The organism is Streptomyces sp. NPDC088745 (assembly GCF_044751045.1).
In the GTDB taxonomy this organism is placed as follows: Bacteria; Actinomycetota; Actinomycetes; order Streptomycetales; family Streptomycetaceae; genus Streptomyces; species Streptomyces cremeus.
Genome location: NZ_JBIVLB010000001.1, coordinates 305494 through 318732, shown reverse-complemented (window position 1 = coordinate 318732; position 13239 = coordinate 305494). Strand labels below are relative to the sequence as shown.

12 protein-coding genes are annotated in these 13239 nt (G+C 72.9%); 9 read left to right on the top strand and 3 right to left on the bottom strand.

Annotated elements, in window-relative coordinates:
* The first annotated feature begins 152 nt into the window (after positions 1–152).
* Positions 153–527 carry an STAS domain-containing protein gene (locus ACIP93_RS01355; RefSeq protein WP_401754410.1) on the top strand — a complete coding sequence of 125 codons (375 nt, stop codon included), beginning with the start codon at positions 153–155 and terminating at the stop codon, positions 525–527.
* Positions 528–631: 104 nt separating this feature from the next.
* A complete protein-coding gene (locus ACIP93_RS01350; protein ID WP_345221788.1) occupies positions 632–1159 on the top strand; it encodes an EF-hand domain-containing protein in 528 nt (175 codons plus the stop codon).
* A 78-nt stretch (positions 1160–1237) separates the two neighbouring features.
* On the opposite strand, the gene ACIP93_RS01345 is transcribed toward ACIP93_RS01350, so the two are convergent.
* Positions 1238–2788, bottom strand: a complete 1551-nt coding sequence (locus ACIP93_RS01345; protein ID WP_401754407.1) for a class I adenylate-forming enzyme family protein — start codon at positions 2786–2788, stop codon at positions 1238–1240.
* Between the two features lie 153 nt (positions 2789–2941).
* Between ACIP93_RS01345 and ACIP93_RS01340 the strand changes: the two genes are divergently transcribed.
* The 4 genes from ACIP93_RS01340 (at position 2942) to ACIP93_RS01325 (ending at position 7406) form a co-directional block, all read left to right on the top strand.
* Positions 2942–4147, top strand: a complete 1206-nt coding sequence (locus ACIP93_RS01340; protein ID WP_345221792.1) for an amidohydrolase family protein — start codon at positions 2942–2944, stop codon at positions 4145–4147.
* Positions 4147–5289, top strand: coding sequence for an acyl-CoA dehydrogenase family protein (locus tag ACIP93_RS01335; protein ID WP_401754404.1), 1143 nt, complete (start codon positions 4147–4149; stop codon positions 5287–5289). Before ACIP93_RS01340 ends, ACIP93_RS01335 begins: the two co-directional genes overlap by 1 nt.
* 9 nt (positions 5290–5298) lie before the next feature.
* Positions 5299–6195: an acyl-CoA dehydrogenase family protein gene (locus tag ACIP93_RS01330; RefSeq protein ID WP_401754401.1), complete on the top strand. Its 897-nt coding sequence runs from the start codon at positions 5299–5301 to the stop codon at positions 6193–6195.
* A 431-nt stretch (positions 6196–6626) separates the two neighbouring features.
* A complete protein-coding gene (locus ACIP93_RS01325; protein ID WP_401755608.1) occupies positions 6627–7406 on the top strand; it encodes an ATP-binding protein in 780 nt (259 codons plus the stop codon).
* 210 nt (positions 7407–7616) lie between these two features.
* On the opposite strand, the gene ACIP93_RS01320 is transcribed toward ACIP93_RS01325, so the two are convergent.
* Positions 7617–8543 (bottom strand): cyclase family protein, encoded by a 927-nt coding sequence (locus ACIP93_RS01320; RefSeq protein ID WP_401754399.1) that lies wholly within the window; start codon positions 8541–8543, stop codon positions 7617–7619.
* 86 nt (positions 8544–8629) lie between these two features.
* Here ACIP93_RS01320 and ACIP93_RS01315 point away from each other — a divergent pair, with 86 nt between their 5' ends.
* Together ACIP93_RS01315 and ACIP93_RS01310 are read left to right on the top strand one after the other, a co-directional pair.
* Positions 8630–9568 (top strand): SDR family NAD(P)-dependent oxidoreductase, encoded by a 939-nt coding sequence (locus tag ACIP93_RS01315; protein WP_401754396.1) that lies wholly within the window; start codon positions 8630–8632, stop codon positions 9566–9568.
* Positions 9565–10614 carry a Zn-dependent alcohol dehydrogenase gene (locus ACIP93_RS01310; protein ID WP_401754393.1) on the top strand — a complete coding sequence of 350 codons (1050 nt, stop codon included), beginning with the start codon at positions 9565–9567 and terminating at the stop codon, positions 10612–10614. Before ACIP93_RS01315 ends, ACIP93_RS01310 begins: the two co-directional genes overlap by 4 nt.
* A 205-nt stretch (positions 10615–10819) precedes the next feature.
* Here the strand turns inward: ACIP93_RS01310 and ACIP93_RS01305 are convergent, their stop codons facing one another.
* Complete coding sequence (locus ACIP93_RS01305; protein ID WP_345221811.1) at positions 10820–11818, bottom strand: helix-turn-helix domain-containing protein; 999 nt, start codon at positions 11816–11818, stop codon at positions 10820–10822.
* A gap of 16 nt (positions 11819–11834) precedes the next feature.
* On the opposite strand from ACIP93_RS01305, the gene ACIP93_RS01300 reads away from it, so the two are divergent.
* Complete coding sequence (locus ACIP93_RS01300) at positions 11835–13235, top strand: MFS transporter (RefSeq protein ID WP_401754390.1); 1401 nt, start codon at positions 11835–11837, stop codon at positions 13233–13235.
* The last annotated feature ends 4 nt before the right edge of the window (positions 13236–13239 follow it).

The window sequence follows — 13239 nt, the reverse complement described above, 5'->3', positions numbered from 1 at the left end:
GTGCGCCTGGTACGCAGTTCGGGATGGTAGTGATCCGGTCATCGCGCGCCTCCCGCGCACGGGGCTCACCGGCACCCGGTGTTTCATGGGAGCGCGGCGAGGGCAGCCGCGATGAGGAAGGACTACTTCCGGTTAGTTGAGAGGTCCGACGCGTGACGCTGAAGGTGACAGAGGCAGAGCACGGCGGCTGGGCCGTGCTGCACATCTCCGGCGAACTGGACCTGGTGACCTCGCCGGCCGTGCGGCAGCGCGTGCACGGGGCCGTCGCGGACGGGCGGCACCGGGTGGTGCTGGACCTGTCGGACGTGCTCTTCTGCGACTCCAGCGGGGTGGGGCTGCTGATCGCCGCGCGACGGCTCATGCGCTCGTGCCGGGGGAGCCTGCGGCTGATCCTCCCGGCGCGCGGGGCGGTCGACGGGAGCCATGTGAACCGGGTGCTCGCGGCGCTCGGGGTGCGGCGGCTGTTCGAGGTGTTCCCCGATGTCGACACGGCGGTCGACGACACCGCGCGGGCGCTGTCCGCGTGAACGGCCCGTCCCGTCCGTCGCCCTGGTGTCCGACTGCCCCACCGGTGGATGATTTCCCCGCGGAAACGGCTTCTTCCGCACGTCAAGGACGTACCCTCCCCTGCATGGACAGCGCAGAGTACGAGCGCAAGACGGCGGCCCGTTTCGCCTCCTTCGACCAGGACGGCAACGGTTACATCGACCGCGAGGACTTCAGTGCCGCGGCGGCCGCCATCCTTGCCGAGTTCGGCACGACCGCCCGTTGCGACAAGGGCCAGGCCCTCTACAGCGGGGCCGAGGCGTTCTGGCAGGGGATGGCCGGGATCGCCGACGTCGACGGGGACCAGCGGGTCAGCCGCGACGAGTTCGTGACGGGGGCGGTGAAGCGGCTGCGGGACAACCCGAAGCGGTTCGCCGAGATCGCCCGGCCCTTCCTGCACGCGGCGATCGAGATCGCGGCGGCGGAGGGGGAGGACAGCGGCGTGACGGTCGGGGCGGCCATCCGGCTGCTGCGGGTCCTGGGCGCGGACGAGCGGCGTGCCGAGCAGGTGGCGGCGGCGCTGGACGCGGACGGGGACGGCAGGATCACCGAGGAGGAGACCCTGACCGCCTTCGCGACGTACTACACGGTCGACGGACCCGACCCCCAGTAGCCGGCCCCGTGGGCACCGGTCCCCGGGCGGGCGGTCTCCGCGGCCCGTCCCCGCGTCCGGCCCCGTCGGCGCCCTCCGCTACCCGAACATCTCGCGCAGGCGGTACTTCAGGACCTTGCGGAGGGCCTCGTTGCGGGGGAGGGCGTCGACCACCTCCACCTGCTCCGGGAGCTTGTGCCCGGCCAGGCCCGTCCCGCGGAGGTACGCGACCGCCTCCGCGGGGGCGAGGGCGGCGGAGTCCCGCAGTTCCAGGACCGCGCAGACCCGCTCGCCCCGCTCCGCGTCCGGCAGGCCGATCACGGCCGCGTCCGCCACCGCCGGGTGCTCGTGCAGCAGGTCCTCGATCTCCTTGGCCGAGATGTTCTCCCCCTTGCGGATGATGACGTCCTTGAGGCGGCCGGTGAGGACCAGGTGCCCGGACGGCGTCAGGTGCCCGAGGTCGCCGGTGAGCAGGTAGCCGTCCTGGTCGAAGGTCCCGGCGTCCGCCGCCGCCCCCAGGTAGCCCTGGCACACCGCCTCCCCGCGCAGCCGCACCTCCCCGTCGGTCCCGGCCGGCACCGGCTCGCCCGCCGGATCGGTGATGCGGATCGACATGCCCCGCGGGGGACGGCCCTCGGTGGTGGCGAGGTTCTCGGGGGTGTCGTCCGGGGAACCCATCGTGATCATGGGGACCTCCGTCATGCCGTACCCGTGGGTGAGCTCGCACCCCAGCTCCCGCACCACCGCGTGGTACAGCTCCGGGGGCTTCGGCGCGCCCCCGCCCGCCAGCAGCCGCAGCGTCGGCAGCACGGGGGTGGCCGGGTCCTTGCGCTGCTCGGTCAGGAACATCGAGTAGAACGCCGTCGAGCCGCCCGCCACCGTCACCCCGTGGCGGCGGTATTCGGCCAAAGCGTCCGGCATCGCGAACTGCTCGAAGAGGACGGCCGGGAAGCCGCGGAGGAGCAGCATCACCAGGTAGTCCGGACCGCCGATGTGCGCGTACGGGAAGGCGATCGACCCCACGTCGTCCGGGGCCGGGCGCAGGGCGTGGGCCAGGCAGGAGCCGCCCGCGAGCAGGGAGCGGTCGGTGTGCAGCACGCCCCGGGGGGCGGAGGTGGTGCCCGAGGTCCAGTAGATCCACCGCACGGAGGCTCCGTCGCCGGGCGGGGGCGGCAGGAGGGCCGGGTCGCCGTCCGGCAGCTCGTCGTACGCCCGGAGCACGACGAGGGGGCCGGGGAGACGGCGCGCGAGGCGGCGGGCCATCGACGCGTGGTCGAAGCCGCGCCACTCGCCCGGCACCACCAGGTACTCCGCCTTCGACTCCCGCAGCGCGAAACCGACCTCGCGGTCCCGGTAGAAGGGGATGACCGGCGACTGGACCGCGCCCAGGCGGGCCAGCGCGAGGGAGAGCAGGACGGTCTCGATGCGGGTGGGCAGTTGCCAGACCACCACGCTGCCGGCCCGCACCCCCAGCTCGTACAGCCCGGCGGCGGCCCGCTCGGCGCGCTCCCGCAGCTCGCCGAAGGTGAGGGAGCGGTCCTCCTGGAGGAGCGCCGGGCGGTGCGGGGTGAGGCGGGCGCGGCGCTCCACCAGCTCCCAGAACGTGCCGGAAGCGTCGAGCGGGCGGGCGGTGTGCAGGGGTGAAGTCACGTCACGCTCCCGGTAACTGACGGACAGTCAGAATTGACGGTGAGCGTAGGGCGCTATGCCTTGTCGGTCCAGAGGTCCGGCGGCTAGCCTGATTTCTGACGGGTCATCAGATCCAGTTCAGCAGATCAGCGAACACCCGAAGGGGAGCGCCGGATGGAACTGCCTCGGATCATCAGCGTCGACGACCACGTGATCGAGCCCCCGCACCTCTTCTCCACCTGGCTCCCCGCCAAGTACCGCGACCGCGGGCCCCAACCGCTCACCGCCGGCATCGGGGAGCTCGCCTACGTCGCGGGCAAGTACCGGATCACGATGGACCCGGACGGGCCGCCCACCGACTGGTGGATCTACGAGGACCTGCAGTTCCCGTACAAGCGCAACATCGCCGCCGTCGGCTTCGACCGCGACGAGATGACCCTGGAGGGGATCACCCGCGAGGAGATGCGGCGCGGCTGCTGGGACCCCAAGGCCCGCCTCGCGGACATGGACCTCAACCACGTCGAGGGCTCCCTGTGCTTCCCCACCTTCCCGCGCTTCTGCGGCCAGACCTTCGCCGAGGCCCACGACAAGGAGGTCGCCCTCGCCTGCGTGCGCGCGTACAACGACTGGATGGTCGAGGAGTGGTGCGGCGACAGCGGCGGCCGGCTGATCCCGCTGTGCATCGTCCCGCTCTGGGACATCGGCCTCGCGGTGGCCGAGATCCGCCGCAACGCGGCCCGCGGGGTCCGCGCGGTCACCTTCTCCGAGATCCCCACCCACCTCGGGCTCCCCTCCATCCACTCCGGTTACTGGGACCCCTTCTTCGCGGTCTGCGAGGAGACCGGGACGGTGGTCAACATGCACATCGGCAGCAGCTCCCAGATGCCCGCCGCGTCCCCCGACGCCCCGCCCGCCGTCCAGGCCGCGCTCTCCTTCAACAACGCCATGGCCTCGATGACGGACTTCCTCTTCTCCGGAGTCCTGGTGAAGTTCCCGCAGCTCAAACTCGCCTACAGCGAGGGCCAGATGGGCTGGATCCCGTACGCCCTGGAGCGCGTCGACGACGTGTGGGAGGAGCACCGCGCCTGGGGCGGGGTCAAGGACCTGATCCCCGAGCCCCCCTCCACGTACTACTACCGGCAGATCTTCTGCTGCTTCTTCCGCGACAAGCACGGCGTCGCCTCGATCGACGTCGTCGGCCGCGACAACGCCACCTTCGAGACCGACTACCCGCACGTCGACTCGACCTTCCCGCACACCAAGGAGGTGGCCCTCGACCACGTCAAGGGCCTCGACGACGAGACGGTCTACAAGCTGATGCGCGGCAACGCCATCCGCATGCTCGGACTCGACCTGGACAGGGACCGGCGGGCGCGCTGATGGACCTCGCGTACACGGAGCAGGAGGAGGAGTTCCGGGCGGAGCTGCGGAGCTGGCTGGGCACGGTGCTGCCGGGGCTGCCCGCCAGGCCCGATCCGCTGGACTGGCCGGGCAGGCGCGCGTACGACACGGCCTGGCAGCGGACGCTGTACGAGGCGGGGTACGCCGGCCTCCAGCGCGAGGGCACCCCCACCCAGCACCTGATCTTCCTGGAGGAGACCGAGCGCGCCGGGGCCCCGTACGTCGGCGCGAACTTCGTCGGGCTGCTGCACGCGGGCCCCACCATCGCGGCCGAGGGCACGCCGGAGCAGCGGGAGCGCTGGCTGCCGCCGATCCTGCGCGGCGACGAGGTCTGGTGCCAGGGCTTCAGCGAGCCCGACGCGGGCTCCGACCTGGCCGCGCTCCGTACGAGAGCGGTCCGCGACGGCGATCACTACGTGGTCACCGGGTCCAAGATCTGGACCTCGCACGCCGAGGTCGCCGACTGGTGCGAACTCCTCGTCCGCACCGCGCCCGTCACACCCGACACCCCCAAGCACAAGGGCATCACCTGGCTCGCGGTGCCGATGGACGCGCCCGGCATCACCGTCCGCCCGCTGCGCACGCTCGCCGGGTCCGCCGAGTTCGCCGAGGTGTTCCTCGACGAGGTGCGGGTGCCGGTCGCGAACCGGGTCGGCGCGGAGAACGACGGCTGGCGCGTCACCATGGTCACCCTCTCCTTCGAGCGCGGCACGGCCTTCGCGGGCGAGGTCGTCGCGTGCCGGCGCACCCTCGCGGAACTCGCGCGCGAGGCCCGCGCCAACGGGAGCTGGGACGACCCCGGCCTCCGACGCCGGCTGGGCCGCCTGAACGCCGAGTTCCTGGCCCTGTGGCGGCTCACCCAGTGGAACGTGAGCGAGGCCCAGCGCACCGGCGGCGTCCCCGGGGCCGGCGGCTCGGTCTTCAAGCTCCGCTACTCGCACGCCCGCCAGGAGCTGTACGACACGGCCGCCGAGGTCCTGGGGCCCGACGCGTTCGACCTCGGCCGCACCTGGACCGTCGACCGGCTCTCCGCCCTCTCGTACACGATCGCCGCCGGCACCTCCCAGATCCAGCGGAACATCGTCGCCGAGCGCGTCCTCGGCCTCCCGAAGGGCCGGTGAGCCGCTCCCGTGGACTTCCAACTCACCGCAGACCAGAGGGCGTTGCGGCAGGGGCTGCGGGCGCTCCTCGCCCGGCGCTTCGACCGCACCGCCCTGCGCGCGGCCGTGGACGCGGGCGGCGGCGTGGACCGCGGCCTGTGGCGGGCCCTCGGCGACGCGGGCTTCTTCGCCCTGCGGCTGCCCGAGGCGGCGGGCGGCGTCGGCCTCGGGCTCCCGGAGGCGGTGCTGCTCTTCGAGGAGGCGGGGCGGGCCCTGCTGCCGGGCCCGCTGGTGGACACCCACCTCGCGGCGGGGGAGGTGGCGGGGGCCGCCGAGGGGAAGACGGTGGTCACCGCCCCCTACGGCAGGCTGGTCGCACACCTCGCCGACGCCGACGTCGTCCGGCACGCGGACGCCGGGCGCCCGCACGGGGCCGCCGCCCCGATCCGCTCGGTCGACCCGCTGACACCGCTGCACCGGCTGCCCGGGCCGGTCCCGCACCCGTACCCCCGCGAAGGCGTGCTGCTCACCGCGGCCGAACAGGTCGGCACCGCCGCCCGCACACTCGAACTGGCCGTCCAACACTCTTGCGAACGCGTCCAGTTCGGGCAGCCGATCGGGGGCTTCCAGGCGGTCAAGCACCTCTGCGCGCAGATGTTCGTGCGGGTCGAGACCGCCCGTACCGCCGTGTACGCGGCAGCGGTCACCGGCGTGGCCGTCGAGGGCGCGGCGGCCAAGCTGCTGGCCGACGAGGCGGCCGTGCGCAACGCGCGGGACTGCCTCCAGGTGTGCGGCGGCATGGGCTTCACCTGGGAGTCCGATGTGCACCTCCATCTGAAGCGGGCGTGGGTGCGGGCCGGACGCGGACCTTCGAAGGCGGAGGCGGAGGAGGAACTGGCGGCCGCTCTGCTGGGTGATCCGGGGTGAACGGCCGCTGCCAGAAGAGGTCATGAACGGGTCACCCTGTGTCGATATCGGGTTGTGTCCTTTGCAGGAGTCGTCACGGGCCGGAGTCGGGCCGTCGCTCGGGTACGCTCCGTCAGATGCGAGTGGTGGTGGAGCGCCCGATTCCCGGTACGGCCTGTACGGCGGCCCCGGACCGGACGGCGCGCTTCGGCGTAACCGCTCCTCGCGTCGGACGGAGGCGCCACAAGTGCTCACGTTCGACTCTCCGCAGCGTGCGTCGCACAGTATGCAGCACGTGTACTCCTTCGCGCTGGAATATGCCTGAAGCGCTTGTTGCGGTGACTGTACGTCAACCATGCTGCTCTGCAAGGGAATCACGTTCCGTGACCCTGTGGAGACGCGAGGCGTTGTGTCCGCCGGTTCGGATGGTGTGAGCGGTGCAGGTGCTTCAGATGCAGTTGGAGGTCGGGGCCGACCCCGCGGAAGTGGGGCGGGCCCGCAGGTGGGCGCGGTCCAGGCTCGTGGGATGCGGAATACAGGCCGACGAGCCGGTCGCCGAGACGTTGGTGCTGCTCATTTCCGAGCTGGTGACCAACGCGGTGGTGCACACGGGCTGTCCGGCCGTGCTGCGGATGCTGCTGCCGGGGGGGTCCGACGAGGCCGGCTCCCCGGCGAACGGCGCCGGCGGCGCGGACGGCCCGGGTGACGCGGGAGGCGTGGCCGCCGCAGGCGGCCCGCACGCCGTCAACGGCGTGAGCCGCCCCCACGGGGCGAGCGGCGCCGACGAGGCGGCGGCTTCCGGTCCCGCTTTCGGGCCCGCTTCCGGTCCCGCGATGCCGGACGGCACCGTGCGGGTGGAGGTCGCGGACGCCAGCTCCTGCCCCCCCAGGCCCCGGCGCGCGGAGGGCGACGACACGAACGGGCGCGGTCTGGAGCTCGTCGACGGCCTCGCCGACCGGTGGGGCTGGCAGGCCGAGGGCGCGGGCAAGCGCATCTGGTGCGAGGTGGACCGCCGGGTGCGGACACCGGAGAGCGCCTGCGCCGACCGGGCCGAAGCGGCCGGCTGCGAAGGGCTCGGGGAGGGGTTGTCGGAGAAGCCGTACGACACCGCCCGGGACGCCGCGCGGGGCGTGTGCCGCGAGCCGGGGGCCGCGTCGGCCTTCGGGACGCCGTACGAGCCCCCCTTCGAGCCCTCGTACAAGCCGCCGTGCGCCGTCACAAACCGTACGTAACGAACATTTCACCGAGGTGCTGTTGACGCCCTCGGATGCCCTGATCACGCTTGGACGAGCGATTCGTGAGCGAGGGGACGTCGAGGCGGAGCACCGGCCTCCTCGGCGAGTGCGGGTCGGGACGTGCGGCGGCCGCCCCTGGTGGACGGCCGCCTTCCGCTGCGCTGACCCGTGCGGGACGGGCGGTGCGGCTCCTGCGGGCGGCGGGGGCTACAGGATCGCGACCGGGGCGACCGGGGTGCCCGTGCCGCCGACGAACGGCTCCGGCATCGCGGACAGCAGGAACGCGTACCGGCCCTCTTGTGCACAGGCTGTGGACAACTTTTCGAGATTCCAGTTCTGCCCCTGGAGCATCCCCATCTCGACCAGGTCGAGCGCGTGCACGGGCAGCCAGAGGTTCTCGATCTCCGGCGGGAAGATCTCGAAGGTGAGGGTGTCGTTCGCGACGGCGGCGACGTCCCGCGCGTGGAACCACTCGGGCGTACGGATCGAGAGCCCCGGTGAGGGGTGTCCGTACCCGTGCCTGTCGCCCTCCAGGTACACCTGCACCTGTCCGGTCCGTACAAGAACGATGTCGCCGGGACCGACCGTGACGCCCGCCAGCTCCTCGGCGGCCGACAGGTCCTCGGGTGTCACCGCCGGGTCGCTGGTGAGCCGTTCGACGCCCCGGGCGCGGGCCACGTCCAGCAGCACGCCGCGCGAGACGACGTGGCGGGCCTTGTCGATGCCGCTGAAGGCGGCGCGGGTGTGCGCGGTGACGGTGTCGGCGGGACGGCCGTTGTAGATCTTCCCCGAGTGCGAGACATGGGTGAGGGCGTCCCAGTGGGTGCCCGCCTGGAGGCCCATGGTCACGGCGTCGTCGCTGGTGGCGACGGTGCCGGGGCCGAAGAGCTCCTGGTTGATCTGCACCATGGAGTGCAGCGGGTTGACCCGCCCCGGGATCATGCCGGTCTGCACGCCGTCCTGCTTCAGGGGCAGCGCGAGCGGGACGCGGCGGCCGGTGCGCACGGTCCGCGCGGCGGCCCGGACCACCTCGTCGGTGATGAGGTTGAGCGTGCCGATCTCGTCGTCCGCTCCCCAGCGCCCCCAGTTGTTCACGCGCTTGGCGATGTCGTGGAACTCCGCGGGCAGTGACATGTTGCGGGCCTCCTGGGTCTTGTGCCGGGGCGTCGTACCGGCCCTAAAATCTAACGGACCGTCAGAAACCTTGGGAAGGCGTGGTGATGGGGAACTTCTTGGCCGGCAAGGTCATAGCGGTGACCGGAGCGGGGCGCGGGATCGGGCGGGCGGTGGCACTGGCGTGCGCGGCCGAGGGCGCGCGGGTGGTCGTCAACGACTACGGCGTCTCCGTGGCGGGCGCGGAGCCGACGAGCGAGGTCGCGGCGGCGGTGGTCAAGGAGATCGAGGCGGCGGGCGGGGAGGCGGTCGCCGTCGCGGACGACATCTCCACCATGGCGGGCGGGCAGCGGGTGGTGGACACCGCGCTGGCCCGGTACGGACGTGTCGACGGCGTCGTCTGCGTCGCCGGAATCCTGCGCGAGCGGATGCTCTTCAACATGTCGGAGGCGGAGTGGGACCCCGTCGTCGCCACCCACCTGAAAGGCACCTTCACCCTCTTCCGGGCCGCCTCCGCCGTGATGCGCACCCAGGGCTCGGGCGCCCTCGTCGGCTTCACCAGCGGCAACCACCAGGGCAGCGTCTCCCAGGCCAACTACAGCGCGGCCAAGGGCGGGATCATCTCGCTGGTGCGCAGCGCGGCGCTCGGCCTGCACCGGTACGGGGTGACGGCGAACGCGGTCGCGCCCGTGGCCCGTACCCGCATGTCCGCGAACGTGCCCATGGAACTGAAGGAGATCGGCGAGCCCGAGGACGTGGCGGCACTCGTCGTCTACCTCCTCTCCGAACGGGCCCGCGCCGAGGGCATCACCGGGCAGGTCTACACGGTCGCCGGGCCCAAGATCGCGGTGTGGGCACAGCCCCGCGAGCTGCGTGCGGGCTACGCGGCCGCGGGCTCCTGGACGCCGGAGTCGATCGCGGACTTCCTGCCCGGGACGGTGGGCACGGACCCGATGCCGATGCTGGCGCAGTTGGCGGCGATGCGCGAGGCGGCGGCGAAGAAGGAACGGCCGCAGGCGGCCGGCGGCGAAGGGGCAGCACGATGAGGGCGGTCGTCTTCGACGGCGAACGGGCCGAAGTGGTGGACGACCTGGAGATCCGGGACCCGGGCCCCGGCGAGGTGCTGGTCGGGATCCGGGCGGCGGGCCTGTGCCACAGCGACCTCTCGGTGATCGACGGGACCATTCCGTTCCCGGTGCCGGTGGTGCTCGGCCACGAGGGCGCGGGGTTGGTGGAGGCGGTCGGCGCGGGCGTCACGCACGTCGCCCCCGGCGACCACGTCGCGCTCTCCACGCTCGCGGGCTGCGGGGTGTGCGGGGAGTGCGACCGGGGGCGGCCGACGATGTGCCGCAAGGCGATCGGGATGCCGGGGCAGCCGTTCTCGCGGGGCGGGCGCCCGCTGTACCAGTTCGCCGCCAACTCCGCCTTCGCCGAGCGGACCTTGGTGAAGGCGGTCCAGGCGATCAGGATTCCGGCCGACATTCCGCTGACCTCCGCCGCGCTGATGGGCTGCGGCGTGGTGACGGGGGTGGGCGCGGTCCTCAACCGGGCGCGGGTGGCGCTCGGGGACACGGTCGTGGTCATCGGCACCGGCGGCATCGGCCTGAACGTCATCCAGGGCGCGCGCGTCGCGGGCGCGTCGCGCATCGTCGCGGTGGACACCAACCCGGCGAAGGAGACCTCCGCCCGCCTCTTCGGCGCGACGGAGTTCCTGACGTCGACGGACGCGGTGCGCGACGTGCTGCCGACGGGCGCGGACCACGTCTTCGAGTGCGTCGGCCGGACGTCCTTGGTGCGCAGCGCGATCGACCTCCTGGACCGGCACGGTCAGGCGGTCCTGCTCGGCATGACCGCGCCGACCGACGAGGCGACCTTCCTGCCCGCCGCGATGTTCCTCGACAAGTCCATTCTGGGCTGCCGGTACGGGTCCTCGCGGCCGCAGCGCGACATTCCGCGGTACGCGGAGCTGTACCGCCAAGGGAGGCTGCTGCTGGACGAGTTGGTGACCGCGACCTACCCGGTGGAGGACTTCGCGAAGGCGGCGGCGGACGCCGGGCGGGGGAGGGTGGCGCGCGGGGTGCTGACGTTCTGAGCGGGCGGGGAGGGGGGCCGGGGGGCCGGGGAGGGGGGGAGCCGGGCGGCCGGGCCGGGGTCGTGTGCGGGACGTCGTACGCCGGGGGGCGGGCGTTCCGTTTCGTGCGGGAGGTCGCGGCAAGGGGGCAGGCGTTTCGCTCCGTGCGGAACGTCGCGGCAAGGGTTCAGGCGTTTCGCCCCGTGCGGGATGTCGCGCCAAGGGGTCAGGCGCTTCGCCCCGTGCGGAAGGTGCGCCGGTAGACCGTCGGTGAGACACCCAGCGCCGCCTGCACGTGCCCCCGCATCGACTGCGCCGTCCCGAAACCCGCCTCCCTGGCCACCCCCTCCATCGACAGGTCGCTGGACTCCAGCAGGTGCCGGGCCCGCTCCACCCGCTGCTGCGCCAGCCACTGCCCCGGGCTCACCCCCACCTCCTCGCGGAACCGTCGCGTGAAGGTCCGTACCGACATGGCCTCCTGCTCGGCCATGTCCCGGAGCTGGATCGGCTCGTGCAGATGCCCCAGCGCCCACGCCCGGGCCGCCGTCGTGGTCGCCAACTGCGGTTCCGGCACCGGACGGCGGATGTACTGCGACTGGCCCCCGTCCCGGTGCGGCGGCACCACGCTGCGCCGTGCCACGTCGTTGGCGACGGCCGCCCCGAAGTCCCGGCGCACCATGTGCACGCACAGGTCGATGCCCGCGGCGACCCCCGCCGAGGTCAGCACGTCGCCGTCGTCGACGTACAGCACCTCGGGGTCGACCCGCACCGCCGGAAACAGCCGCTGGAAGTGCTCCGCCCAGTGCCAGTGCGTGGTCGCGGGCCGTCCGTCGAGGAGGCCGGCGGCGGCCAGGACGTACCCGCCGGTGCAGATCGACGCGAGCCGCGTCCCCGGGCGCACCTGGCGGAGGACCTCGGCCACCTCGTCGGGCAGCCGCCCCTCGCGGTACAGCAGGGCGGGTTCGTACGCGGCCGGGACCATCACCGTGTCCGCCCCGGCCAGCACTTCCGGGCCGTGTTCGACGTACAGCTTGAAGTCGGCCTGGGTGCCCAGCACTTGACCGGGCCCGGTGCCGAAGGTCACGACCTCGTACAGCGGCGATCCGCTCTCGTCGTAGGCCCGTCCGAAGATCCGGTGCGGGATGCCGAGCTCGAAGGGGATGACCCCGGGCAGGGCGAGGACGGCGACGCGGTGGCGCTTCGGGGTTTCGTCTGTCGCGGGCATGGCCCGATCGTAGCGAATGCTGTCCTCCGGGCCACTCGATCGCGGTGAGCGCCTCCCGGAAGCTGTTCCCGTGACCCAGACGACACCTCCGGTACGGCCCTCCGAGCCGCTCCCCACTGAGCCCCTCCCGTCCCACGGGCCCCGTCGGCCCCGCGTCCACCGCGCCTGGTTCGTCGCGGCCGTCGCCTTCGTGACGATCATCGGCGCGGCCGGTTTCGCGTCCCTGCCGGGTCTGCTGATCGAACCGCTGCACCGCGACTTCGGCTGGTCCCGCGGCACGATCGGCTTCGCGGTCTCGGTCAATCTCGCGCTGTACGGGCTCACCGCGCCCTTCGCCGCGGCGCTGATGGACCGGTTCGGCATCCGGCGGGTGGTGGCCTGCGCCCTCACCGTCATCGCCGTCGGCGCGGCGCTCACCGTCACGATGACGGCGGCCTGGCAACTCGTCCTGTACTGGGGCGTGCTGGTCGGCCTGGGCAGCGGTTCGATGGCGCTGGCCTTCGCGGCGACCGTCACCAACCGGTGGTTCGTGGCCAGGCGCGGGCTGGTCACCGGCATCCTGACGGCCGCCGGGGCCTCCGGCCAGCTCGTCTTCCTGCCGCTGCTGGCGTGGATGGTGGACACCTACCGCTGGCAGCCCGCTTCGATCACCGTGGCGCTCGCGGCGCTGGCCGTGGTGCCGTTCGTCTGGCTGCTGCTGCGCGACCACCCGGCGGACGTGGGGCTCGCGCCGTACGGTGCGACGGAGGTCGTCCCGAAGCCGGTGCCGCAGCGCGGGGCCGCCCGGCGCGCGGTGACCGTCCTGTTCTCGGCGGCCCGCACCGGCCCCTTCTGGCTGCTCGCCGGCACCTTCGCGATCTGCGGGGCGTCCACGAACGGCCTGGTCAAGACCCACTTCGTACCGGCGGCGCACGACCACCACATGCCGATCCCGATGGCTGCCGGACTGCTCGCGGTGATCGGTGTCTTCGACGTGATCGGAACGATCGCCTCCGGCTGGTTCACCGACCGCTTCGAGGCCCGCCGCCTGCTCGCGGTCTACTACACGCTGCGCGGTGTCTCGCTGCTCTTCCTGCCCCTCCTGCTCGCCCCGTCCGTCCACCCGCCGATGGTGCTGTTCATCGTCTTCTACGGCCTGGACTGGGTGGCGACCGTGCCGCCGACGATCGCGCTGTGCCGCGAGTACTTCGGCGAGGACAGCGCGATCGTCTTCGGCTGGGTGCTGGCATCCCACCAGGTGGGAGCGGCGCTGGTGGCGTTCCTCGGCGGGGTCGCGCGCGACGTCTTCGGGTCGTACGACGTGGTCTGGTACGCGTCGGGGGCGCTCTGCGCGATGGCCGCGCTGATGGCGCTCGTCATCCGCAAGCGGCCGGCGGCGGGTCCGGGCGGCACGCCCGCGGCGGCGGGGACGGCGTGACGGG

Excerpts from the sequence above, each read along its gene's own strand:
- ACIP93_RS01335 (WP_401754404.1), top strand. The coding sequence starts at position 4,147 with ATGGACCTCGCGTACACGGAGCAGGAGGAGGAGTTCCGGGCGGAGCTG.
- ACIP93_RS01305 (WP_345221811.1), bottom strand. The coding sequence starts at position 11,818 with ATGCCCGCGACAGACGAAACCCCGAAGCGCCACCGCGTCGCCGTCCTC.
- ACIP93_RS01325 (WP_401755608.1), top strand. The coding sequence starts at position 6,627 with ATGCAGTTGGAGGTCGGGGCCGACCCCGCGGAAGTGGGGCGGGCCCGC.
- ACIP93_RS01350 (WP_345221788.1), top strand. The coding sequence starts at position 632 with ATGGACAGCGCAGAGTACGAGCGCAAGACGGCGGCCCGTTTCGCCTCC.
- ACIP93_RS01300 (WP_401754390.1), top strand. The coding sequence starts at position 11,835 with ATGCTGTCCTCCGGGCCACTCGATCGCGGTGAGCGCCTCCCGGAAGCT.
- ACIP93_RS01310 (WP_401754393.1), top strand. The coding sequence starts at position 9,565 with ATGAGGGCGGTCGTCTTCGACGGCGAACGGGCCGAAGTGGTGGACGAC.
- ACIP93_RS01315 (WP_401754396.1), top strand. The coding sequence starts at position 8,630 with ATGGGGAACTTCTTGGCCGGCAAGGTCATAGCGGTGACCGGAGCGGGG.
- ACIP93_RS01340 (WP_345221792.1), top strand. The coding sequence starts at position 2,942 with ATGGAACTGCCTCGGATCATCAGCGTCGACGACCACGTGATCGAGCCC.
- ACIP93_RS01320 (WP_401754399.1), bottom strand. The coding sequence starts at position 8,543 with ATGTCACTGCCCGCGGAGTTCCACGACATCGCCAAGCGCGTGAACAAC.